The sequence below is a fragment of the Acidovorax sp. SUPP950 genome, assembly GCF_030158935.1.
Classification (GTDB): Bacteria; Pseudomonadota; Gammaproteobacteria; order Burkholderiales; family Burkholderiaceae_C; genus Paracidovorax.
The window spans coordinates 1-21256 of the sequence record NZ_BQXE01000008.1 but is presented as its reverse complement, the minus strand read 5'-3'; the positions used below and the strand labels follow the sequence as shown (position 1 = coordinate 21256).

The window sequence follows — 21256 nt, the reverse complement described above, 5'->3', positions numbered from 1 at the left end:
GTGAACGCCCCCCAACCCATGACCACCGCTTCTCCCCACGATCCGGAGCCCCCGCTTCCGCCCGACACCGCCCTGACGCAGGCGTCCGATCCCGCGTCCGCCGCGGCCCTGCAGCGCCGCGTCGAGTGCGCACCGGAATGGTTCTGCGCCTTCCTGGCGGGCAGCAACCGGGAGAAGAACCGCTTCCTCAAGGAACTGGCCACCATGAAGGGGTCGGTGACGTGGCTGGTCCAGCAGCGCCGCCAGGGGCTGTGGACGGCCGAGGAGCGCGACCGGCTGCGCAGCGTGATGCGCTCGGCCTCGTCGGTCAGCCCCTACCTGCTGGTGTGGGTGGTGCCCGGCTCCATGCTCATCCTGCCGTTCATGGCCTGGTTCATCGACTGGCGCCGCCGCGGGCGCGAGGTGGCGAAGGACCCCGCCTGAGCGTCATCCCGGCCTGGCATGGCGGGGCCCCGAGCCTGAACGCACGGGCCCACCGCCGGGCCTGATCAGCCGAAGCGCCCGGCCGCGAACGCCACCACCACGCCGGTGCCCACGAGCCCGGCCTGCCAGCGCAGCGCCACCGTCCACGACGGCACGTGGCGCTCCACCCGCCAGTACAGCAGGCGCCCCGCGGCCAGCGACAGGCCGAACGCGGTGGCCATGCCCAGCAGGTTCATCGCTGCGGAGTCCGGCCAGGCCTGCTGGAACGCGGCATTCACCAGCAGGCACACGGGAAAGTGCACGAGGAACACCGAATACGACATGCGCCCCAGCCGCTCCAGGGGATGGGGCACGGCACTGGGTGCCCCGGCGGGCCAGCGCGCCGACACCCAGGGCTGCCCCCAGCGCAGCCACAGCACCAGCACCAGCGCGGCCACCCAGGCCACCGCGATGCGTTCGCGGAACTCCACCGCCAGCGCGACGGCTCCCAGCGCGGCGATGGCCAGCAGCCCCGCCCGCGCACGGGGCGCGCGCACGGTCCAGCACGCCAGCATGCCCAGGCCGTACGAGCCGAAGAAGTAGCAGGCCCACATGTCCAGGCCCGGCTCGCGGTTGAGCCACAGCAGGGACAGCGCCGTGCCGGCCAGCACCAGCGCCTTGCCCAGGCGCTCCGCCTGCGGCCGGCTCACCCCTGGCCATCGGCGCACGGCCGAGAACAGCAGCGCCGCCAGCGCGAAGAGCTGGAAGTCGATGCCCACGTACCAGACCCCGGCGGACAGCGCCTCCTCGCCCACGATGTCCTGGATCATCAGCGCGTTCGCCACCAGCTGGGTGGGGCTGGGCTCGCCCGGCACCGAGGGGTGGTCCAGGAACGGCCGCACCGCGGCGGAGGCCAGCACCGCCAGCACCAGGGCCACGGCGTAGGGCACGGCCAGCCGCACGAACCGCCGTCCGATCTGCTCGGAGGCGCTGTCGAAGCGCGCCGCGCCGGTGGGCGCCAGGCTGGCCGCGGCCAGGTAGCCGCCGAGGACCAGAAACACCTGCACGGCCATCCGCCCATGCTGGGACAGCCACGCCATCACCTGCGGCATCAGCGGCAGGGCCACATCGGACATGGGGCCATAGAAAACCAGGTGGTGCGCGACGATGGTCGCGCAGGCCAGGCCCTTGACCGTGTCGATCAGGGAACTGCGGGAGGCGGAGGACATGCGGAAACCGGCGAGGGACGAACCATGGAACGGGCCGCGCGGCAAAGTGCCCGCGGGCCCGCAAAAAAGCGCTCCCGGCACTGCCATGCGGCAGCGCCGGGAGCGCGGGGGTCGAAAAGTATAGCGTCCCGGGCCGAGGCAGCCGGCCCGGCGGCGCGGCTCAGAGGACGGCCAGGCGGCCCCGCGCGGCCTGGTACTCGCGGCGCAGGCGGGCCACGAGGTCGGCCGCGCCGGTCACCTCGGTGATCGCGCCGATGCCCTGGCCGCAGCCCCAGATGTCCTTCCAGGCCTTCTTGGCATCGCCGCCGAAGTTCATCTTGCTTGGGTCGGACTCGGGCAGGTGGTCGGGGTCGAGCCCGGCCGCGCGCACCGAGGGCGCCAGGTAGTTGCCGTGCACGCCCGTGAACAGGTTGCTGTAGACGATGTCGTCGGAGTTGCCGTCCACGATGGCCTGCTTGTAGGCCTCCTGCGCCCGCGCTTCGTGCGTGGCGATGAAGGCCGAGCCGATGTAGGCGAAGTCGGCCCCCATGGCCTGCGCGGCCAGCACGGCGCCGCCCGAGGCGATGGCGCCGGACAGCGCCACGGGGCCGTCGAACCACTGGCGGATCTCCTGGATCAGCGCGAAGGGGCTCTTGACCCCCGCATGCCCGCCCGCGCCCGCGGCCACGGCGATGAGGCCGTCGGCGCCCTTCTCGATCGCCTTGTGCGCGAACTTGTTGTTGATGATGTCGTGCAGCACGATCCCGCCCCAGCCGTGCACGGCCCGGTTCACGTCCTCGCGCGCCCCCAGGCTGGTAATGACGATCGGCACCTTGTACTTGGCGCAGACCTGCATGTCGTGCTCCAGTCGGTCGTTGCTCTTGTGCACGATCTGGTTGATGGCGAACGGGGCCGAAGGCCGGTCGGGGTGCGCCTTGTCATGCGCCGCCAGCGCCTCGGTGATCTCGGCCAGCCAGTCGTCCAGCTGCTCGGCCGGGCGGGCGTTGAGCGCGGGCATCGAGCCCACGATGCCCGCCTTGCACTGCGCGATCACCAGCTGGGGGTTGCTGATGATGAACAGCGGCGAACCGATGACGGGCAGCGAGAGTTTCTGAAGCGCCGGTGGCAACTGGGACATGGACGGTCTCCGGGGTTGGTATTAATGACGAAAAACGGCCCCAGCGCATATTGCTCTAGGGCATTCAGCTATCGATTCAATAGCAATCAAGGCAGCCAAAGCAGTGTCAGAACGCCTCGGGCGCCAGCGCGGTCACGCTGTCGGCACCTTCCACGATGGCATCGCGCAGGCCGCCGGCCTTGACCAGGATGTGGTCCGCGTAGAACTGCGCGGTGGCGATCTTGGCGCGCAGGAAGGCTTCGTCCTGTCCCTGCGGCAACAGCCGCTGCGCGGCCAGCAGCGCGCGGCCCATCTGCCAGCCCGCCACCAGGTTGCCGGCCAGCATCAGGTACGGCACGCTGCCCGCATAGGCGGCGTTGGGCTGGGCCTTGGCGCTGGCGGCGATGAAATCCACCACCTCCAGGAACGCCGCGCGGGCCTGGGACAGGCGCCGGGCCACGGCGCGGGCAGCGGGCGTGCCGCTGGCGTCGAGCTCGCCCTCGGTCGCCGCGATCTGCGCGGCGATGGCCTTGGCCGTCTGGCCGCCGTCGCGCGCCGTCTTGCGGCCCACGAGGTCGTTCGCCTGGATGGCGGTGGTGCCTTCGTAGATGGTGAGAATCTTCGCGTCGCGGTAGTGCTGCGCGGCGCCGGTCTCCTCGATGAAGCCCATGCCGCCGTGCACCTGCACGCCCAGGCTGGTGACCTCCAGGCTCATCTCGGTGCTGTAGCCCTTGACCAGCGGCACCATGAATTCGTAGAACGCCGTGTTCTGCCGGCGCGTCTCGGCATCGGGGTGGTGGTGCGAGGCGTCGTAGGCGGCCGCGGCCACGGTGGCCATGGCGCGGCAGCCTTCGGTGTAGGCGCGCATGGTCATGAGCATGCGGCGCACATCGGGGTGGTGGATGATGGTGGCGCTGGCCTTCACGCTGCCGTCCACGGGCCGGCTCTGCACGCGGTCCTTCGCGTAGCCCACGGCCTGCTGGTAGGCGCGCTCGGCCACCGCGATGCCCTGCACGCCCACGGCGTAGCGCGCCGCGTTCATCATGATGAACATGTATTCGAGGCCGCGGTTTTCCTCGCCCACCAGGTAGCCCACGGCGCCGCCGTGGTCGCCGAACTGCAGCACCGCGGTGGGCGATGCCTTGATGCCCAGCTTGTGCTCGATGGAGACGCAGTGCGCATCGTTGCGCTTGCCCAGGCTGCCATCGGCGTTGACCAGGAACTTGGGCACCACGAACAGGCTGATGCCCTTCACGCCCTCGGGCGCGCCCTGCACGCGCGCCAGCACGAGGTGCACGATGTTGGCGGCCATGTCGTGCTCGCCGTAGGTGATGAAGATCTTGGTGCCGAACACCTGGTAGGTGCCGTCGCCCTGCGGCTCGGCGCGCGTGCGTACCAGCGCCAGGTCCGAGCCGGCCTGTGGCTCGGTGAGGTTCATCGTGCCGGTCCACTCGCCGGTCACCAGCTTTTCGAGGTACGTGGCCTTGAGGTCATCGCTGCCAGCCGTGAGCAGTGCCTCGATGGCGCCGTCGGTCAGCAGCGGGCACAGCGCGAAGCTCAGGTTGGCGCTGTTGCACATCTCGATGCAGGCCGCGCCGATGGTCTTGGGCAGGCCCTGGCCGCCGAAGTCGGCCGGGTGCTGCAGGCCCTGCCAGCCGCCCTCGGCGTACTGGCGAAAGGCCTCCTTGAACCCCGGCGTGGTCGTGACCACGCCGTCCTTCCAGGACGACGGGTTGCGGTCCCCCACCCCATTCAATGGCGCCACCACGCCCTCGTTGAAGCGGGCGCATTCCTGCAGTACCGCCTGGGCGGTGTCGAGACCGGCGTCCTCGAAGCCGGGCAGCCGGGCCACTTGCTCGATGTTCGCCAGGTGTTCGATCGCGAACAGCATGTCCTTGACGGGGGCGGTGTAACTCATGGAAGAAGTCTCCGGGGGCGAAAAATGTCGGAAAAAAAGGCATCGCAAGCGATGCCTTCCGGGGAACGGGGCCGCGCGATCAGAGCGCCTTGACCAGTTCCGGCACGGCCGTGAACAGGTCGGCCTCCAGGCCGTAGTCGGCCACGCTGAAGATCGGCGCTTCCGGGTCCTTGTTGATCGCCACGATCACCTTGGAGTCCTTCATGCCCGCCAGATGCTGGATCGCGCCCGAGATGCCCGCCGCGATGTACAGCTGCGGCGCCACGATCTTGCCCGTCTGCCCCACCTGCAGGTCGTTGGGCGCGTAGCCCGCATCCACCGCCGCGCGGCTCGCGCCGATCGCCGCACCCAGCTTGTCGGCCAGGGGCGTCATCACTTCGTTGAACTTCTCGCTGCTGCCCAGCGCCCGCCCGCCCGAGACGATGATCTTGGCCGCGGTGAGCTCGGGGCGGTCGCTCTTGGTCACTTCGCGGCCCACGAAGCTGCTCTTGCCCGAATCGGCGGCGGCCTCCTGCTTCTCGACGGCGGCCGAGCCCCCCGTGGCGGCCGCGGCATCGAAGCCGGTGGTGCGCACGGTGATGACCTTGGTCGCATCGCTGCTCTGCACGGTGGCGATGGCGTTGCCGGCGTAGATGGGGCGCTCGAAGGTGTCGGGGCTGTCGACCTTCGTGATGTCGCTGATCTGCGCGACGTCGAGCTTGGCGGCCACGCGGGGGGCCACGTTCTTGCCGCCCGCGGTGGCGGGGAACAGGATGTGGCTGTATTGGCTGGCAATGGCCAGCACCTGGGCGGCGACGTTCTCGGCCAGGCCGTCCTGGAGGCTCGCGCCATCGGCCAGGATGACCTTGCTGACGCCGGCGATCTGCGCGGCGGCCTGGGCGGCGGCATCGGCGCCGCTGCCCGCCACCAGCACGTGCACGTCGCCACCGCAGGCCACGGCGGCCGTGACGGTGTTCAGGGTGGAGGGCTTGATGCTGGCGTTGTCGTGTTCGGCAATTACGAGGGCTGTCATGTTCAGATCACCTTTGCTTCGTTCTTGAGCTTGTCCACCAGGGCGGCCACGTCGGGCACCTTGATGCCGGCGCCGCGCTTCGGCGGTTCGGAGACCTTCAGGGTCTTCAGGCGCGGCTTGACATCGACGCCCAGGTCTTCGGGCTTGACGGTATCGAGCTGCTTTTTCTTGGCCTTCATGATGTTGGGCAAGGTGACGTAGCGCGGCTCGTTCAGGCGCAGGTCGGTGGTGACCACGGCCGGCAGCGTGAGGGAGATGGTCTCCAGCCCACCATCGACTTCACGCGTGACGTTGACCTTGTCGCCGCTCACTTCCACCTTGGAGGCGAAGGTGGCCTGCGGCAGGTCGGCGAGCGCGGCGAGCATCTGCCCGGTCTGGTTGGCATCGTCGTCGATGGCCTGCTTGCCCAGGATGATGAGCTGGGGCTGCTCCTTGTCCACCAGCGCCTTCAGGATCTTGGCCACCGCCAGGGGCTGCAGCTCTTCGGTGGTCTCCACCAGGATGGCACGGTCGGCACCGATGGCCATCGCGGTGCGCAGCGTTTCCTGGCACTGCGCGACGCCGCAGGAGACGGCGATGACTTCGGTCACCACGCCCTTTTCCTTCAGGCGCACGGCCTCCTCGACGGCGATCTCGTCAAAGGGGTTCATGCTCATCTTCACGTTCGCGATGTCCACACCCGTGTTGTCCGACTTCACCCGGACCTTCACGTTGTAGTCCACCACGCGCTTGACAGGGACCAAAACCTTCATTGCTGCGGCTCCTAGAGTTGTTGATTAATTGACGTTTACGTAAACCGAAACATTCTATTCCGCACCCCTGGCGCATACCCCTGCGCGAGGCAGTGGGATGGCGCCCATCCACAAAAAGAACGATCGTGCTTTTTTTAGAATTATAGGCCAGTGTCTCCGGCCTCCGGGCGCTGCGGTGCGGGTGCTGGCACGTCGGCGACAGCGCCGGCCGGTACCGGGGGCACGGCGTCGCCCCGGATCTGCACCACCCGCTGCGGGTAGGGAATGTCGATGCCCGCCCCGCGCAGGCCCTCCAGGATGGCGATGTTGATGGCCGAACGCAGGTTGACCGAGCCGGCGGAGGGATCGCTGATCCAGAAGTTCAGGCTGAACTCCAGCCCGTCGGGCGCGAAGTTGACGAGGTAGGCCACGGGCTGCGGTTCCTTGAGCACACGGGCCTGCGCGGCGGCGGCCTCGCACAGGATCTGCTGCACCTGGGCCACGTCGCTGTCGTAGCCCACGACGATGTTGGTGGTGACGTTGAACTTGCGGTCGGCGTCGGAGAGGTTCTCCACCCGCTGGGTGATGAGGGTCTCGTTCGGCACGATGGACTCGCGGCCGTTGCCCGCGCGGATGAGGGTGTAGCGCGTCTTGATGTCGGTGATGCGGCCCTCGAAGCCGTCAACGCGCACGTTGTCGCCGATGCGCAGCGAGCGCTCCAGCAGGATGACGAAGCCGCTCACGTAGTTGGAGGCGAGCTTTTGCAGCCCGAATCCCAGGCCCACGCCCACCGCGCCGCCCAGCACCGACAGCGCGGTCAGGTCCACGCCCACGGCCGACAGGGCGAACAGCATGCCGATCATCAGCAGCACCGCGCGCGTGGCGTTCACCACCACCTTGCGCATGGACAGGTCGTTGACGGCATTGCTCAGCACGCGGCGCTCGAACGTGGACGACACCCACAGCGCCAGCACCATCACCAGCCCCGCCGACAACACGCCCTGCAGCAGCATGAGCAGGCTGACCTGCGACTTGCCGAAGCTGATGGTGATGTCGGCCAGCTCCTGGCGCACCAGCGGCAGCAGCCCCACGATCCACAGCACGGCCACGCCCCAGGCCACCCACGAGACGATGCGCTCGACCAGCCGCATGGCCGCCGAGCGCGGGAACGCGGCGGTCAGCACCCGCGCGAAGAAGCGGATCAGCACCAGCGAGGTCAGCACCGGCACCGCCACGCGCAGCAGGAACACCGGCTGGTAATGCTCCACGCCCACGCGTGCCGCATACACCAGCGCCAGCGAGAGCAGCGGGAACATCAGCCCATCGACGGTGCGCCGCCCGAACCACACCGAATCGGCCGGCTGCTGGCGCCCCACCGCGCGGCTGGCCAGGTAGGCCAGGGCGATGCAGGCCGCGAGCACGGCGATCTCCAGCCAGGTGCTGGAATTATTGAAGTCGCGCGACAGGGTGTCGAAGATTTCCATCGGCAGTCAGAAGAAGGCGCCACACGCGGCGGCGCCAGGATCGGAAGGGGTGCAGGGATCGGGAACCGGGGACGGCGGCATGGCCAGCGGGCTCAGCGCGCCGGCTTCCAGGCCGGCGTGCGTTTTTCGGCGAAGGCGCGCGCGCCCTCCTGCGCCGCCGCGTCCATCATGTTGGTGGCCATGGCCTGGCCCGCGAGCTGGTAGGCCGCCTCCACGCCCAGTTCGCGCTGCTGGTAGACCAGGGCCTTGCCCATGGCGACCGCGGCGCGGGGCTTTTCCAGGATGGATTGCACGAGCCGTTCGACCTCGGCATCGAGTTGCGCCTGCGGCACCACGCGGTTCACCAGCCCTTGCGCCTGCGCTGTGCGCGCATCGAGGAAGTCGCCCGTCAGCAGCATTTCCATGGCGCGCTTGAACGGCACGTTGCGCACCAGCGGCACGCTGGGCGTGGCGCAGAACAGGCCGTAGTGGATGCCGCTGGTGGCGAAAGTGGCGTCGTCCGCCGCCACCGCCAGGTCGCACTGCGCCACCAGCTGGCAGCCGGCCGCCGTGGCCATGCCCTGCACGCGGGCGATCACCGGCACGGGCAGCTGCTGGATGGCGAGCATCATGCGGCTGCACTGGGCGAAGAGCTTCTGGTACCAGGCCTTGTCGGGGTGGGCGGCCATGTCCTTCAGGTTGTGGCCGGCGCAAAAGGCCTTGCCGCTGGCGGCCAGCACCACCACCCGCGCGGTGTCGTCGCGGGCCACGTCGGCCAGCGCCTGCTGCAGCGCGGCGAGCATGCCGTCGCCCAGCGCGTTGAAGCGCGCGGGGTCGTCCAGCGTGAGGGTGACGACGCCCCGCGCATCGCGCGAAACGGCCAGGGGGTTCGGGGGGGCGGGAGGGGTCGTCATGCGATGGGGCGGCTAAGGCAGAAGGTCACAGGTCGGCCAGCACGCGCACGTGGGCTTCCACGCTGCGCGCAAGGGCGTCCATCATGTAGCCGCCTTCCAGGCACGAGACGATGCGGCCCTTGGAGTGGCGGCGGGCCACGTCCTTCACGCGCTGGGTGATCCAGGTGTAGTCCTGCTCGGTCAGGCCGAGCTGGCCCATGTCGTCCTCGCGGTGGCCGTCGAAGCCGGCGCTCACGAAGATCATCTCGGGCTTGAAGGCCTCCAGCCGCGGAATCCACAGCATCTCGATCAGCTCGCGGATGTCCATGCCGCGCGTGTAGGCGGCCACGGGCACGTTGAGCATGTTGGGCGCCGGGTCGCGGTCGCCGCTGTAGGGATAGAACGGGTGCTGGAAGATGCCCACCATCAGCACGCGGTCGTCGCCGGCCAGGATGTCCTCGGTGCCGTTGCCGTGGTGCACGTCGAAATCCACCACCGCCACGCGGCGCAGGCCGTGGCGCTTCAGGGCATACCGCGCGGCGATGGCCACGTTGTTGAAGAAGCAAAACCCCATGGCCTTGTCGCGCGTGGCGTGGTGGCCCGGCGGGCGCACGCAGCAGAAGGCGTTCTCCAGCTCGCCCGCCATCACCGCATCGGTGGCGGCCAGGGCCGCGCCGGCGGCGCGCAGCGCGGCGTTCCAGGTGTGGGTGTTGATGGAGGTGTCGGGGTCGATCTGCGCATGCGCCGGGCCGCCGGCCAGCAGCTCTTCGGCCAGCCGCTCGGACATGCCGCGCAGGGCATCCACATGGCGGCGGTCGTGCGCCAGCTCGATGTCGGCCAGCGACGCCTCGGGGGCCTGGATGCGTTCCAGCGCGTCGGCCACGCCGGTGGCGAGCAGTCGGTCCTCGATGGCATCCAGCCGCGCCGGGCATTCGGGATGCCCCGGGCCCATCTCGTGCTTCCAGCATTCGCGATGGGTGAAATAGCCTGTCATGCCCACAGTCATTCCCGTAGCCTCGTTCTTTTTCGGATAACGTCGCACCATGCAAGCACAGCACAAAATCAAGTCGCTTCTGGACCAGCTTAACACGGTGATCGTGGGCAAAAGCGCCCAGGTCCAGGACTGCGTGGCCTGCCTTCTGGCCGGCGGCCACCTGCTGATCGAGGACGTTCCCGGCGTCGGCAAGACCACGCTGGCCCACGCGCTGGCACGCACCTTCGGGCTGCAGTTCTCGCGCGTGCAGTTCACCGCCGACCTGATGCCGAGCGACCTCACCGGCGTCTCGGTGTACGAGCGCGGCAAGGAATCGTTCGTGTTCCACCCCGGCCCCGTGTTCGCGCAGGTGCTGCTGGCCGACGAGATCAACCGCGCCAGCCCCAAGACCCAGAGCGCCCTGCTCGAGGCCATGGAAGAAAAGCAGGTCTCGGTGGAGGGCGAAACCCGCGCCCTGCCCCACCCGTTCTTCGTGATCGCCACGCAGAACCCGCACGACCAGCTGGGCACCTTCGCGCTGCCCGAATCGCAGCTGGACCGTTTTCTGATGCGCATCTCCATCGGCTATCCCGACCGCGCGGCCGAACGCCTGCTGCTGGCCGGGGCCGACCGGCGCGACATGGTGGACAGCATGCTGCCCCTGCTCTCAGGCAACGAGCTGGAGCAACTGCAGCAGCAGGTGCTGGCCGTGCACACGGCCGACCCGCTCTTGAACTACGTGCAGGACCTGATGGCCGCCACCCGTTCGGGCCGGTGGTTCCTGCAGGGGCTGTCGCCGCGCGCCGGCATCGCGCTGGTGCGCGCGGCCAAGGCGCAGGCGCTGATCTCGGGGCGCGACTACGTGGCCCCGGACGACGTGCAGGCCGTGCTGCCCCAGACCGTCGCCCACCGCCTGGTGCCCGTGGGCGATGCCGGGCGCGGCGCCGTGGAGCAGGTGCGGGCCATGGTGGATGCCGTGCCGCTGCCCTGAATCCGCTCTCCGCCGCCGGCCCGCCCATCGCTCCCCCTTTCCCTGTTCCCCCGACCCCCACCACATCGCCCATCCCCGCCATGCCGGCCGCCGCTCCGCCCCCGCTCACCCCGCCGCTGCCGCCGCACGCCCCGCGCCCGGCCCCCTGGCCGCTGTCCGCCCTGCAGCGGCGCTGGCAGCGCTGGTGGCAGTCGCGCATCAAGCGCACCGACACCGTCACGCTCACCCAGCGCAATGTGTACATCCTGCCCACGGGCGCGGGCTGGATGCTGGCGCTCACGCTGCTGGTGCTGCTGGTGGCGTCCATCAACTTCCAGCTGAACCTGGGCTACCTGCTCACCTTCCTGCTGGCCGGCAGCGCGGTGGTGGGCATCCACATCTGCCACGGCACGCTGCGCGGCCTCACCCTGCACCTGGTGGCGCCGGAGCCGCAGTTCCTGGGCACCAGCACCGCGCTGGAAGTGCAGCTGAGCCACACGCGACGCACCGCGCGCCACGGCATCGCGGTGGCGGTGCACGGCGCGGGCACGGACACCAAGTGGGTCTGGACCGACGTGCCCGCCGAGGGCTCGGCCAGCGTGCAGGTGGCCTACCAGCCGCTGCGGCGCGGGCTGCACGATGCGCCCACGCTCACGGCCGAGACGCGCTTTCCGCTGGGCACCTTCCGCGTCTGGACCCTCTGGCGGCCCGCGGCGCAGGTGCTGGTGTATCCCCAGCCCGAGGTGCCGCCCCCGCCGCTGCCCGCGGGCGAGCCACGCTCGGGCGGCGCGGGCAGCACGCCCACGCAGGGCATCGGCGAATTCGACGGCGTGCGGGCCTACCGCCGGGGCGACCCGCTCAAGCTGGTGGTCTGGAAAAAGGCCGCCAAGTCGCTGGCCACCGGCACCGACGACCTGGTGAGCCGCGACGCCCAGCAGGCCCAGCGGCAGGAGCTGTGGCTGGACCCCGCCGTCACCGGCCTGAGCGACCCCGAAGCCCGCCTGTCGCGCCTGGCCGCCTGGGTGCTGCAGGCCGACCGGCTGGGCGTGGAATACGGGCTGCGCCTGCCCGGCGGCGAGATCGCCCAGGACAGCGGCGCCGCCCACCGCCGCCGCTGCCTGGAGGCGCTGGCCCTGTGCTGAGCACCGCCCACCTTTCATGATCAAAATGCCATCCAGCGCAATCAACACTAGGGCATATCGCTACAAAAATAGTAGCAATGCATTATCGGAGCCGGCCGGCCGCCTGCCGGTGGCGCGGAGCGTCCGCCCATGAGCCTGCGCCAGACGCTCGCCACCCTGCCGCGCGACACCCGCGACACCCTGTTCCTCATCGTCGTCATCGCCTGGGTGATCGCGCCGCAGGCCGCCAACCTGCCCGTGTGGACCACGGCGCTCGCCGCCCTGGTGCTGGCCTGGCGCGGCTGGCTGGCGCTGGAAGGCCGGCCCCTGCCGGGCCGCTGGGCCACCGGCGGGCTGCTGGTGGTGTCGGTGGCGCTCACGCTGGCGTCGCACCGCACGATCGTAGGGCGCGATGCGGGCGTCACGCTCATCGTGATGCTGCTGGCGCTCAAGACGCTGGAGCTGCGCGCGCGGCGCGACGCCATGGTCATCTTCTTCCTGGGCTTCTTCACGATGCTCAGCAACTTCTTCTTCTCGCAGTCGCTGCTCACGGCGACCGCCATGCTGGTCGCGCTGCTGGGGCTGCTCACCGCCCTGGTCAACGCCCACATGCCAGTCGGCCGCCCGCCGCTGGCGCAATCCATGCGCACGGCCGGCAAGATGGCGCTGCTGGGCGCGCCCATCATGCTGGCGCTGTTCCTGCTGTTCCCGCGCATGGCGCCCCTGTGGGGCATGCCCAACGACAACCCCTCGGGCCGCAGCGGGCTGTCGGGCGAGATGGAGATCGGCAACGTCGCCTCGCTGGCGCTGGACGACAGCGTGGCGATGCGCGTGCAGTTCGACACGCCGGGCGGCGAGGCGCCGCCGCAGAGCCAGCTTTACTTTCGCGGCCCGGTGCTCACCGCCTTCAACGGCCGGCAGTGGTTCGCCCTCGGGCAGTCCGGCGCGCCGGCCTCGGCCTTTCGCCCGCCCGCGCCCGCGCGGCTGCAGACCGAGGGCGAGCCCCTGCGCTACGCCGTCACGCTGGAGCCGCTGCGGCGCCCCTGGCTGCTCACCCTGGACGCGGCCCGCGACCGGCCCGAACTGCCCGAGGGCCTGTCGGCCTTCATGACGCAGGAGCTGCAATGGGTGGTCAACCGGCCGGTCAACGAGGTCATGCGCTACCGCGCCGAAAGCTACCCCCGCTTCACCCACGGCCCGGCGCAGCGCACCGGGCAGATGCGCTCCTACGTGGAGCTGCCCGACGGATTCGACCCGCGCACCCGCGCCCTGGCGCAGGAGATGCTGGCCGACCCGCGCCTGGCCGCCGGCGGGCCGCCCGCCCTGGTCGACGCCGCCCTCGCCCGGCTGCGCACCGGCGGCTACAACTACACGCTGGAGCCCGGCGTGTACGGCCAGCACACCGCCGACGCGTTCTGGTTCGACATCAAGGAAGGCTTTTGCGAACACATCGCCTCGGCCTTCGTCGTGCTGATGCGGGCGATGGACATCCCCGCGCGCATCGTCACCGGCTACCAGGGCGGCGAACGCAACGGGGTCGACGGCTACTGGACCGTGCGCCAGAGCGATGCGCACGCCTGGGCCGAGGTCTGGCTCGAAGGCCGCGGCTGGGTGCGCGTGGATCCGACCGGCGCCGTCTCGCCCGGCCGCATCGGCGCCTTCCAGCGCCTGCAGGCCCCGCGCGGCGTGTTCGGCAACGCCATGGACACCATGATCAGCCCCGGCATGGTGCAGCAGATGCGCGCCGTGTGGGAGGCCGTCAACAACGGCTGGAACCAGTGGGTGCTCAACTACACCCAGGGCCGCCAGCTCGACATGCTGAAAGCCCTGGGCATCGAATCGCCCAGCTGGGAAGACCTGGCCCGGGCCCTGGGCGGGCTGGCCGCGCTGGCCGCGCTCGTGGGCGCCGGCTGGACACTGTGGGAACGCAGCCAGCACGACCCCTGGCTGCGCCTGCTGGCCCATGCCCGCGACCGGCTCGCCCGCGCCGGCCTGCCCCTGCCCGCCACCCTGCCGCCGCGCGCCATGGCCGAGCGGGCCCGGGCGCAGTTCGGCGAGGCCGCCAGCGCACCCATCGCCGACTGGCTGCTGCGCCTGGAACACACCCGCTACGCCCCCGAACCGGCCACCGCCCTGGCCGACCTGCGGCGCGACCTGCGCCGCCTGCCCTGGCCGGCGCGCCAGCCGCCGACCCCTTGACCGCCCCATGCCCTCCTTCGCCTTCCTTCGCCACGCCCTGCTGCTGATCGCCGCCGCCCTCCTGTCCCCGGGTGCCATCGCCCAAAAGCCCGTCAAGAAAAACCCGCCCCGGGCCCCGGCCGCGGCCCCGCAGCCGGCGATCTTCTACGACCAGCGCGCCGATGCCATGCAGTTCGCCGACGACATCGCCGCGCGCCGCGACCTGGACCGCGAATGGGTGCGCCAAGCCATCGGCCAGGCGCGCTTTCTGAGCCAGGTGCCGCGCCTCATGCTGCCGCCGCCGCCCGGCACGCCCAAGAACTGGCGCGTGTACCGCAGCCGCTTCGTCGAGCCCGTGCGCATCCGCGCGGGCGTGCGCTTTTGGCACGACAACGCCGACACCCTGGCCCGCGCCGAGCGCGAATACGGCGTGCCCGCGGAAATGATCGTCGGCATCATCGGCGTGGAAACCATCTACGGCCAGCAGATGGGCAACTTCCGCGTCATTGACGCGCTGGCCACCCTGTCGTTCGACTTTCCCATGGCCCACCCGCGCGCGGCCGAGCGCGTGGCGTTCTTCCGGGGCGAGCTGGAGCAGTTCCTGAGCCTCATGCAGCGCACCAACGCCGACCCGCTGGAGCCGCGCGGCAGCTACGCCGGCGCCATGGGCCTGGGCCAGTTCATGCCCTCCAGTTGGGCGCGCTATGCGGTGGACTTTGACGGCGACGGCCGCATCGACCTCTTCAACAGCCCCGCCGACGCCATCGGCTCGGTCGCCAACTACTTCAAGGGCCACGGCTGGACCACCGGCATGCCCACGCACTACGCGGTCGAGTTCGACCCCGCCCGGCTGCGCCTCGAAGACCTGCTGGCCCCCGACATCCTGCCCACCTTTACCGTGGACCGCATGGCCGAACTGGGCGCACCGGTGCAGGGCGACGGCGCCACCCACCGCGGCCCACTGGCCCTGGTGGAACTGCAGAACGGCGTTGGATCGCCCGTCTTCTACGCGGGCACCGAGAACTTCTATGCGGTCACGCGCTACAACTGGTCGAGCTACTACGCCATGGCCGTGATCGAGCTGGGGCGCGAGGTGAACGCGGCGCGGTAGCAAAACCCGGCGGAAGAAAAAAGCGAGCGCTCCCCGCTTCGGGGGCCACAATGGACCGCATGCAACGCCGTCAACTACTGCGCCTGGGATCGGCCACCAGCCTGGCTGGCGCCCTGTTCTCCACCGCCGCTTCCTCCTCCTACGCCGCCACCGAGCCCGGCACCGTGCTGCTGGTGCGGCATGCGCAGACCGATCCCGGCACGGGCGATCCGCCCGGCTTCGCCCTGGGCCAATGCAGCACGCAACGCAACCTCAGCGCCGAAGGGCGCGCGCAGGCCCAGCGCATCGGGACACTGCTGAAGCAGCAAGGCCTGGCGCCCCAGCGGGTGCGCTCCAGCGCCTGGTGCCGCTGCCAGGACACCGCCATGCTGGCCTTCGGCCAGATGGAACCATGGGAGGCGTTGAATTCGTTCTTCGATGGCGGGGACACCCAAGGCGCGCGGACCGCAGCGCTGCGGAAAGCGCTGGCGGCAGTGCCCGCCGGGCAGGTCGAGGCGTGGGTGACGCACCAGGTCAACATCACGGCATTGACGGGGATCTATCCGGCGTCGGGCGAGGTGCTGGTGTTGCGGCGGGGGGATGGGGTGGATGGAGCGCCGATGGTGCTGCAGCGGGTGCGGGGGTAGTTGGGTTGGCGGTCGCGCTGGTTGCTCAGGTGATCGTCATGCCAAATCAAGGCTTCGCGGACATTGCGTAACCGCTCAGGCTGACCGTGACTCGGTGGCCGAGCACTCCGAGGACCTCGGCGCGATCCTCTTCAATGGATGCGTTTTCGGCCAAGACATTGAGCGCATGCGCCTTCACCAGCTTGTAGTCGGCCTCGGGGAGCACGGTGGCAAGCCATGCAAACCGGGATTCCAGTGCGCAATACACCGCTTTTTGGCGTGGCTGCCGCAGGCTCGCGACCTTCACCTCCGATGCGGCCGACCCGCCGTCTTGAAGCCAGCTGAGCAAAGGTGCACCGGCGTCTGCCACCTCCCAGTCTGCGCGGATCAGCGAATCGTCCGGCGGCGGCTTCAAAACACTTCCGTCCAGTGCTTTGAGAAGTCCATACACCCGATCCATCGGCATGGATCTGGAAATGGCGGGCGCATCGTCCAACCGGTCGGTGCCGCCTTGGCACTGCCAACCCTCTGAATTGAAAACACTGACGCGCGCTTGATCGGCATCGAGGCGACTGACTGAAATCAACAGTGCGTGGTTTCCATTAGAACCGCACTGCCCCACTGGAATGCACAGATGCTCGCCTTCCGCCATCGGGCGAAGCACATCGAAAAGAGGGTCCTGATCTGCAGAAGCCGAGGATGCGCTCTCATCGCGCCCACCGACCATCGAAGCCTCATCCACATCGACAAGGTTGGTGTAATACGAGCCATTTTTTTCGAGTTCCACTCAAAGAAAAATCGCCGCCCCTTGGCCATGGCCTCCATGGCGGAACGGGCCGCGAACGGGTCGTCGAGATCCTTCCCCAGCTGGTCAAGCACGGACATCAGCATGTCACCGATGACAACGATCTCATGCCCTGCCACCCCGGTTGCCCCAGTTCTGGTGCCGGACGCCACTTGGGCCAAGTGAGGCAGCGTTTGGCCGTCAAAGGGTACGTCGATTTTTTTCAGCCGAGCCTGGACTGCCAACAGTTCGCTCATCGCACTGCCGAGAATCGGCGTCACCTCAAGGGGCCGCACCGAGGCTCCAGAATGCCGCAGGTGGGTCATGGAGGGCTTGCGGCACCGCTCGGCCAACGGACCTGCGGTTGACGAGGCCATAAAGCTCAACCCTGTGTCGAGATTTCCATCCACCCTACCCAGAGACACGTCCCCGTTCGGCCAATGCAGAATGGCCTGACGCGGGGGCATGGCACCAACCGCCCTGCCGAACGCCGGCTCCAACCTAGGTGCCAGCCCTTGCAATGCATGCTCGCCAGCGAGCGGCCTGGCTGACTCGGAAACAGCATCGGGTGCCACGCGAGTGTTCGAATCCAGCAAAACGCTGCGGATCGGCGAGCCAGAAGGTGAAATTCGGTGTGGCATGTCAGGCTTGCGGAGCAGGGAGCGACGATCGCGCAACTCCAGTCCGCACGTTATGGCAAGCAGCGTGCACCATGGCGAGTCTTGCGAAGGCGTTGAAGGAATAACGCAGAGCTGCGCATGCAGCTGCATGGCCGGGACTTTTTTGCGCAACTCTCCCGTCAGAAGCAACCCCCTGAACCCGGACGCGCCTAGGCCACCGCGACTGTGATGAGATATGCGTGCTCAGTTGAGTGGAACGATTGAGCAGCGCGACCCGCACATGCAAATCCACCAACTGACATGCGAAGCTGCCGTACTACCCCAGCACGGTGCTGCCGATTCCGTCCTCCGCATAGACGTGTGGCCATTATCCAAGGTCAGCAATTAAATGCTTTGCCGCATTCAATGCATTAACAAAATCCTCTAAGGGGAAAACAAAATTTGCATCGCTAGGTGAAAACCTAGAAGGAATTTGTATTTCACAATTTTCAGGGCCTTTATCCTTATTAATTTGAGCAACAGGAACCCCCTGATATCTGATCTCAACAGACATGCCCTCATAATCGAGATCGCTGAATGAGAAGGCTTCAAAATCTGGCGAAATTTTTTCAGTCATTGCATACACCTTAATCAACAAATCCAGCAAATCTTCCATTCGAATCGAAGCGAATTTCCCTTCCGTCTGGTGTTCACGCACGAACCCATTTCGGCCCAGTGGATTAAATACTACGCTGGGATGGGTCAGGATATCCTCAACTTGAAATTGTCCATGTGGCGTTGTCCGGGTTTGCGCTGGTCCTGTTTTGACGATGCATCCGCCCACGCATTCCGCTACTTTCCTCTGATTAATTTAGTAATAGCGCTACACAACAGATAAGATAAGCCAACGAGCAACACGCCAAAGAGAACAACCATCAAGCCATAAAACAGGGAAGCCTCCTCATAGCCCTTCAATGCCGAGAAAATCAACAAAAACAAAACCTCCAAGCCTGTAAACATTTGAAATTCTTGCGGCTTTTCATTTATCCTCCCCAAGATCCACAATCTATGCATCCATTGCGTCATTGAGGGGAAAATAACATTCCACAAAAGCTTTGAGAAAAAGCCCGCGAGTAGAATAATTTCAAAATTATCTATATTCATGTAATTATTTGCATTTGACCAAATACTCCTCGCCAAAATTTGGCAATGCCAACTGACTGTGGCGCTGCCAGTTACAGAGTTTGAGATTGGATAAATTGACCAAGAAAGGCCTTATCAAATGTGAATCGAGCCCCCCCACCCTAGTTCTGATGTAATTCCAAGTACTGGGTCCACCTTGCATTACCCACCTGCCCGCCGCCAGATCAGGTACAACGCCTGCCTCTGCCCATGAAGTCACCGTAGTGGTAGTTGAACATAACAATGGCGAAGCAGCAGATCCCGCCAGACCTATTGCCGAAGGACTAAATCCCGCTACAGATGCAGGCATGGTGACCGTCCGGGTCCAAGCTCCGGCTCTCACCACATCGTCCAAGGTCGTTTCTCGCCTGACTCCAGCAAGAGGGTCAAGTCTAGAAACTGCAAGCCATCCGGATCAATCGACGAAATCGGATTTCCTGCCACATACCCAAATCGATCCCCCTCATCCAGTCCATAGGATCAGCCTGGAAGTACCGCCCGAGGGCGGGTCATAGGACCGGTTCAGGTTGTAGTTCAGTTGGGTCTCCTTATCGAACACCTGCCCCGGATACCGCAGGTCGAACTTGATGGCTTCCGCATGGTTGGAACTGCCCTGCCCGCTTTGTGAGTAATTGGTCGCCCCGGTCGTCGGGTTCGCCTCTCCAAACCCCGTGATCAGCCACTGCCACGCCACCTGGCCCTGCGTGTTCGTCAGGCGTCTCGGCGTGTTCAGGTGGTCCGCATCGATGGCATACAGCCTGCCGTTGATCTGCGCGGCAATGGGCATCGGCCCGTTCGCGGTGGGCAGGTAGATGACCTCGGTGCTGTCCATCTCGCCCGCTGCTGCCGCGCTGTCGCTGCTCCGTCTGCTGCCGTACTGCCCCAGCACGGTGCTGCCGATGCCATCCTCCGTATAGACGGCCAGCTGGTTGAGGGACGGGTTAGCCCCGAATATCCGCCCACTAATCTTGAACACTCGCTGTTTCAGGATTTCGTAAGTGTAGTTTGCAGTCAACTCTACCAGCGTCACCCCCCGCTCTTGACGTCCCAATTGTCCTGTGAGACTGTTGTCATCAATGCCCTCCAACGCTTTTAAGCCGGCCGTGCTCAAAATTGAATGGTATCTCTCCAAACCAAACTACCCCATCCTCTTTTTTAATCACAATGCTCTCCGCTGGATATTTAATCACTTGCAATTGCAATTCATCTATAACAGATTTTTCTGGCACCCCAATCCATGCAGCCTCCAATAATCTCTCCAAACGGCGATTGGATTCGTTACTCGACTCTCCACTCTGCCTCACATAATTTAGAGTTATTGAGCGATCAATCCACAAATATGCAAATACAGCGCAACCAATTAGCGCCAACATTAGCGCAAAAATCATCAATTTTAGCTTCATATGTATCTCTTATTTTCCAGCATTGAAGGCACCTTTTGCAAAGGTACGGCACTGATTAGAACTCCAGGGCTTCCAACTGTATTTAGGACGATCTTTATTATTTGCAAGACTCAAAATATAATCATACACTTTTTTCTCTTCTGCCTTGGCATCACAGGTAATTTCGGCTCGTGTATTTTTACCCGATTTTTCCGAAAGAGCAAAGCGAAGATTATCAACTGACTGAGAGGTTGGTTGCCCGTCTTTATCCATGACAAGATTTGGCACACTAACACGGCGAATATTTCCATCATCCGCAGAAAGCCGCGCGCCCACTATGCCCGGGCTATTGGGACTATATCGCCCGTATTCGTAATATTGAGTCACGCCCGCTGCGTCATATCCCAATACTCCCCCATGCCCGCCTAGCCATGTGCTTGTCTTACCGTCCGCATACTCAATTGGGTAATCCGGAAACAATACCGTGCATGCAGCCAACCCTTCAGGGTCTATAAAATTCAGAGGATCGCCGCCCACATACCCAAACCGATTCCACCCGCCCTCCAGCCCGATCGGGTCGGCCTGGAAGTACCGCCCCGAAGGCGGGTCATAGGACCGGTTCAGGTTGTAGTTCAGCCCCGTCTCCTCATCGAGCACCTGCCCCGGATACCGCAGGTCGAACTTCACGGCTTCTGCATAGGCTGCACTGCCCTGCCCGCTTTGTGAGTAATTGGTCGCCCCAGTCGTCGGGTTCGCTTCCCCAAACCCCGTGATCAGCCATTGCCACACCACTTGGCCCTGCGTGTTGGTCAGGCGTCTCGGCGTGTTCAGATGGTCCGCATCGATGGCGTACAACCTGCCGTTGATCTGCGCGGCGATGGGCATCGGCCCGTTCGCGGTGGGCAGGTAGATGACCTCGGTGCTGTCCATCTCGCCCGCCGGTGCCGCGCTGTCGCTGCTCCGCCGGCTGCCGTACTGCCCCAGCACGGTGCTGCCGATGCCGTCCTCCGCATAGACGGTCTGCTGGGTGATGGCCGGGTTGTTCGCCCCCGACAGCCGCGCATCGCTCTTGAACACCCGCTGGCCCAGGGCGTTGTAGGTGTAGCTCACGGCCAATGCGTTGGCCGGGTCGGCGCTCGGCCCTGCCTTGGCGATGCGGCCGTCCACGCCGTAGTGCAGGTAGCTGTCGCCCTTCCTGGTGATCGATCCGGCGGCGTCGTGGTTGTAGCTGACGTTGGTGGTCTGCGCGCTGCCGCCCGCGGGCGTGAAGGTCTGCGTGTAGCCGTCCAGGCGGTTGCTGTTGCTGGCGATTTGGTAGTCGCGCTGCAGCGTGGCGGTGCCCCCTGCCGTGCTGCTGCTGTAGTAGCTCTGGCTGCGGTTGCCGTTGGCATCCCACGCGTAGCCGCTGGTGTTGGCCCCGATGGTGTCGCTCAAGGCCGTTCCGCTGGGCAGCGTAAGGGTGTTGGGCGCGCTGTGCGCACTGGCGGTGAGCCGGCCCACCGTGTCGTAGCTGTACGCGCTGGTGAGCGCCACCTGCTGCGCCACCGTGCTGCTTTGCGTGGGCAGCATGTGTTGCTGGGTGATCTGCGCGATGCGCCCGGCGCTGT

20 protein-coding genes are annotated in these 21256 nt (G+C 66.5%); 6 read left to right on the top strand and 14 right to left on the bottom strand.

The features are described 5' to 3' along the window. Positions 1 to 18: 18 nt before the first annotated feature. Entirely contained in the window at positions 19 to 423 is a 405-nt protein-coding gene (locus tag AVME950_RS21770; RefSeq protein WP_284431424.1) for a hypothetical protein, read from the top strand. A gap of 65 nt (positions 424 to 488) precedes the next feature. On the opposite strand, the gene AVME950_RS21765 is transcribed toward AVME950_RS21770, so the two are convergent. From AVME950_RS21765 to AVME950_RS21730, 8 genes are all read right to left on the bottom strand, one after another. Further along, a complete protein-coding gene (locus AVME950_RS21765) occupies positions 489 to 1631 on the bottom strand; it encodes an acyltransferase family protein (RefSeq protein ID WP_284431423.1) in 1143 nt (380 codons plus the stop codon). Positions 1632 to 1791: 160 nt separating this feature from the next. Beyond that, the gene (locus AVME950_RS21760) at positions 1792 to 2748 is read right to left on the bottom strand and encodes an NAD(P)H-dependent flavin oxidoreductase (RefSeq protein WP_284431422.1); all 957 of its coding nucleotides are present in this window, start codon (positions 2746 to 2748) and stop codon (positions 1792 to 1794) included. Between the two features lie 106 nt (positions 2749 to 2854). Next, positions 2855 to 4645, bottom strand: a complete 1791-nt coding sequence (locus tag AVME950_RS21755) for an acyl-CoA dehydrogenase (protein WP_284431421.1) — start codon at positions 4643 to 4645, stop codon at positions 2855 to 2857. 79 nt (positions 4646 to 4724) lie between these two features. Next, entirely contained in the window at positions 4725 to 5657 is a 933-nt protein-coding gene (locus AVME950_RS21750; RefSeq protein ID WP_284431420.1) for an electron transfer flavoprotein subunit alpha/FixB family protein, read from the bottom strand. 2 nt (positions 5658 to 5659) lie between these two features. Continuing rightward, complete coding sequence (locus tag AVME950_RS21745) at positions 5660 to 6409, bottom strand: electron transfer flavoprotein subunit beta/FixA family protein (RefSeq protein ID WP_272568347.1); 750 nt, start codon at positions 6407 to 6409, stop codon at positions 5660 to 5662. A gap of 140 nt (positions 6410 to 6549) precedes the next feature. Continuing rightward, positions 6550 to 7872 (bottom strand): mechanosensitive ion channel family protein, encoded by a 1323-nt coding sequence (locus AVME950_RS21740; RefSeq protein ID WP_284431419.1) that lies wholly within the window; start codon positions 7870 to 7872, stop codon positions 6550 to 6552. A 92-nt stretch (positions 7873 to 7964) separates the two neighbouring features. Beyond that, positions 7965 to 8765 (bottom strand): enoyl-CoA hydratase, encoded by an 801-nt coding sequence (locus AVME950_RS21735; protein ID WP_284431418.1) that lies wholly within the window; start codon positions 8763 to 8765, stop codon positions 7965 to 7967. Positions 8766 to 8790: 25 nt separating this feature from the next. Then, on the bottom strand, positions 8791 to 9750 hold the full coding sequence (locus AVME950_RS21730; RefSeq protein ID WP_272552001.1) for a histone deacetylase family protein: 960 nt from the start codon (positions 9748 to 9750) through the stop codon (positions 8791 to 8793). Between the two features lie 37 nt (positions 9751 to 9787). Between AVME950_RS21730 and AVME950_RS21725 the strand changes: the two genes are divergently transcribed. The 5 genes from AVME950_RS21725 (at position 9788) to AVME950_RS21705 (ending at position 15723) form a co-directional block, all read left to right on the top strand. After that, positions 9788 to 10708 carry an AAA family ATPase gene (locus AVME950_RS21725; RefSeq protein ID WP_284411832.1) on the top strand — a complete coding sequence of 307 codons (921 nt, stop codon included), beginning with the start codon at positions 9788 to 9790 and terminating at the stop codon, positions 10706 to 10708. A gap of 80 nt (positions 10709 to 10788) precedes the next feature. Further along, on the top strand, positions 10789 to 11829 hold the full coding sequence (locus AVME950_RS21720; RefSeq protein WP_284403051.1) for a DUF58 domain-containing protein: 1041 nt from the start codon (positions 10789 to 10791) through the stop codon (positions 11827 to 11829). Positions 11830 to 11958: 129 nt separating this feature from the next. Further along, positions 11959 to 14007 carry a transglutaminase TgpA family protein gene (locus AVME950_RS21715; RefSeq protein ID WP_284431417.1) on the top strand — a complete coding sequence of 683 codons (2049 nt, stop codon included), beginning with the start codon at positions 11959 to 11961 and terminating at the stop codon, positions 14005 to 14007. Between the two features lie 7 nt (positions 14008 to 14014). Beyond that, on the top strand, positions 14015 to 15097 hold the full coding sequence (gene mltB, locus AVME950_RS21710; RefSeq protein WP_284431416.1) for a lytic murein transglycosylase B: 1083 nt from the start codon (positions 14015 to 14017) through the stop codon (positions 15095 to 15097). Positions 15098 to 15156: 59 nt separating this feature from the next. Further along, positions 15157 to 15723, top strand: coding sequence for a histidine phosphatase family protein (locus AVME950_RS21705; RefSeq protein WP_284431415.1), 567 nt, complete (start codon positions 15157 to 15159; stop codon positions 15721 to 15723). Between the two features lie 46 nt (positions 15724 to 15769). Here the strand turns inward: AVME950_RS21705 and AVME950_RS21700 are convergent, their stop codons facing one another. From AVME950_RS21700 to AVME950_RS21675, 6 genes are all read right to left on the bottom strand, one after another. Next, positions 15770 to 16489 (bottom strand): hypothetical protein, encoded by a 720-nt coding sequence (locus AVME950_RS21700; RefSeq protein WP_284431414.1) that lies wholly within the window; start codon positions 16487 to 16489, stop codon positions 15770 to 15772. Between the two features lie 984 nt (positions 16490 to 17473). Then, positions 17474 to 17929, bottom strand: a complete 456-nt coding sequence (locus AVME950_RS21695) for a hypothetical protein (protein ID WP_284431413.1) — start codon at positions 17927 to 17929, stop codon at positions 17474 to 17476. Between the two features lie 8 nt (positions 17930 to 17937). Beyond that, a complete protein-coding gene (locus AVME950_RS21690; protein ID WP_284431412.1) occupies positions 17938 to 18249 on the bottom strand; it encodes a hypothetical protein in 312 nt (103 codons plus the stop codon). 481 nt (positions 18250 to 18730) lie between these two features. Beyond that, positions 18731 to 19297 carry a hypothetical protein gene (locus AVME950_RS21685; protein WP_284431411.1) on the bottom strand — a complete coding sequence of 189 codons (567 nt, stop codon included), beginning with the start codon at positions 19295 to 19297 and terminating at the stop codon, positions 18731 to 18733. Between the two features lie 43 nt (positions 19298 to 19340). Continuing rightward, positions 19341 to 19670: an Imm58 family immunity protein gene (locus AVME950_RS21680; RefSeq protein ID WP_284431410.1), complete on the bottom strand. Its 330-nt coding sequence runs from the start codon at positions 19668 to 19670 to the stop codon at positions 19341 to 19343. A 9-nt stretch (positions 19671 to 19679) separates the two neighbouring features. Continuing rightward, on the bottom strand, positions 19680 to 21256 hold a 1577-nt coding region (locus AVME950_RS21675; protein ID WP_284431409.1), incomplete at its 5' end, for an RHS repeat-associated core domain-containing protein.

Excerpts from the sequence above, each read along its gene's own strand:
- AVME950_RS21740 (WP_284431419.1), bottom strand. The coding sequence starts at position 7,872 with ATGGAAATCTTCGACACCCTGTCGCGCGACTTCAATAATTCCAGCACC.
- AVME950_RS21765 (WP_284431423.1), bottom strand. The coding sequence starts at position 1,631 with ATGTCCTCCGCCTCCCGCAGTTCCCTGATCGACACGGTCAAGGGCCTG.
- mltB (WP_284431416.1), top strand. The coding sequence starts at position 14,015 with ATGCCCTCCTTCGCCTTCCTTCGCCACGCCCTGCTGCTGATCGCCGCC.
- AVME950_RS21690 (WP_284431412.1), bottom strand. The coding sequence starts at position 18,249 with ATGAATATAGATAATTTTGAAATTATTCTACTCGCGGGCTTTTTCTCA.
- AVME950_RS21760 (WP_284431422.1), bottom strand. The coding sequence starts at position 2,748 with ATGTCCCAGTTGCCACCGGCGCTTCAGAAACTCTCGCTGCCCGTCATC.
- AVME950_RS21755 (WP_284431421.1), bottom strand. The coding sequence starts at position 4,645 with ATGAGTTACACCGCCCCCGTCAAGGACATGCTGTTCGCGATCGAACAC.
- AVME950_RS21725 (WP_284411832.1), top strand. The coding sequence starts at position 9,788 with ATGCAAGCACAGCACAAAATCAAGTCGCTTCTGGACCAGCTTAACACG.
- AVME950_RS21720 (WP_284403051.1), top strand. The coding sequence starts at position 10,789 with ATGCCGGCCGCCGCTCCGCCCCCGCTCACCCCGCCGCTGCCGCCGCAC.
- AVME950_RS21735 (WP_284431418.1), bottom strand. The coding sequence starts at position 8,765 with ATGACGACCCCTCCCGCCCCCCCGAACCCCCTGGCCGTTTCGCGCGAT.
- AVME950_RS21750 (WP_284431420.1), bottom strand. The coding sequence starts at position 5,657 with ATGACAGCCCTCGTAATTGCCGAACACGACAACGCCAGCATCAAGCCC.
- AVME950_RS21745 (WP_272568347.1), bottom strand. The coding sequence starts at position 6,409 with ATGAAGGTTTTGGTCCCTGTCAAGCGCGTGGTGGACTACAACGTGAAG.
- AVME950_RS21680 (WP_284431410.1), bottom strand. The coding sequence starts at position 19,670 with ATGAAGCTAAAATTGATGATTTTTGCGCTAATGTTGGCGCTAATTGGT.
- AVME950_RS21730 (WP_272552001.1), bottom strand. The coding sequence starts at position 9,750 with ATGACTGTGGGCATGACAGGCTATTTCACCCATCGCGAATGCTGGAAG.
- AVME950_RS21705 (WP_284431415.1), top strand. The coding sequence starts at position 15,157 with ATGCAACGCCGTCAACTACTGCGCCTGGGATCGGCCACCAGCCTGGCT.
- AVME950_RS21715 (WP_284431417.1), top strand. The coding sequence starts at position 11,959 with ATGAGCCTGCGCCAGACGCTCGCCACCCTGCCGCGCGACACCCGCGAC.
- AVME950_RS21770 (WP_284431424.1), top strand. The coding sequence starts at position 19 with ATGACCACCGCTTCTCCCCACGATCCGGAGCCCCCGCTTCCGCCCGAC.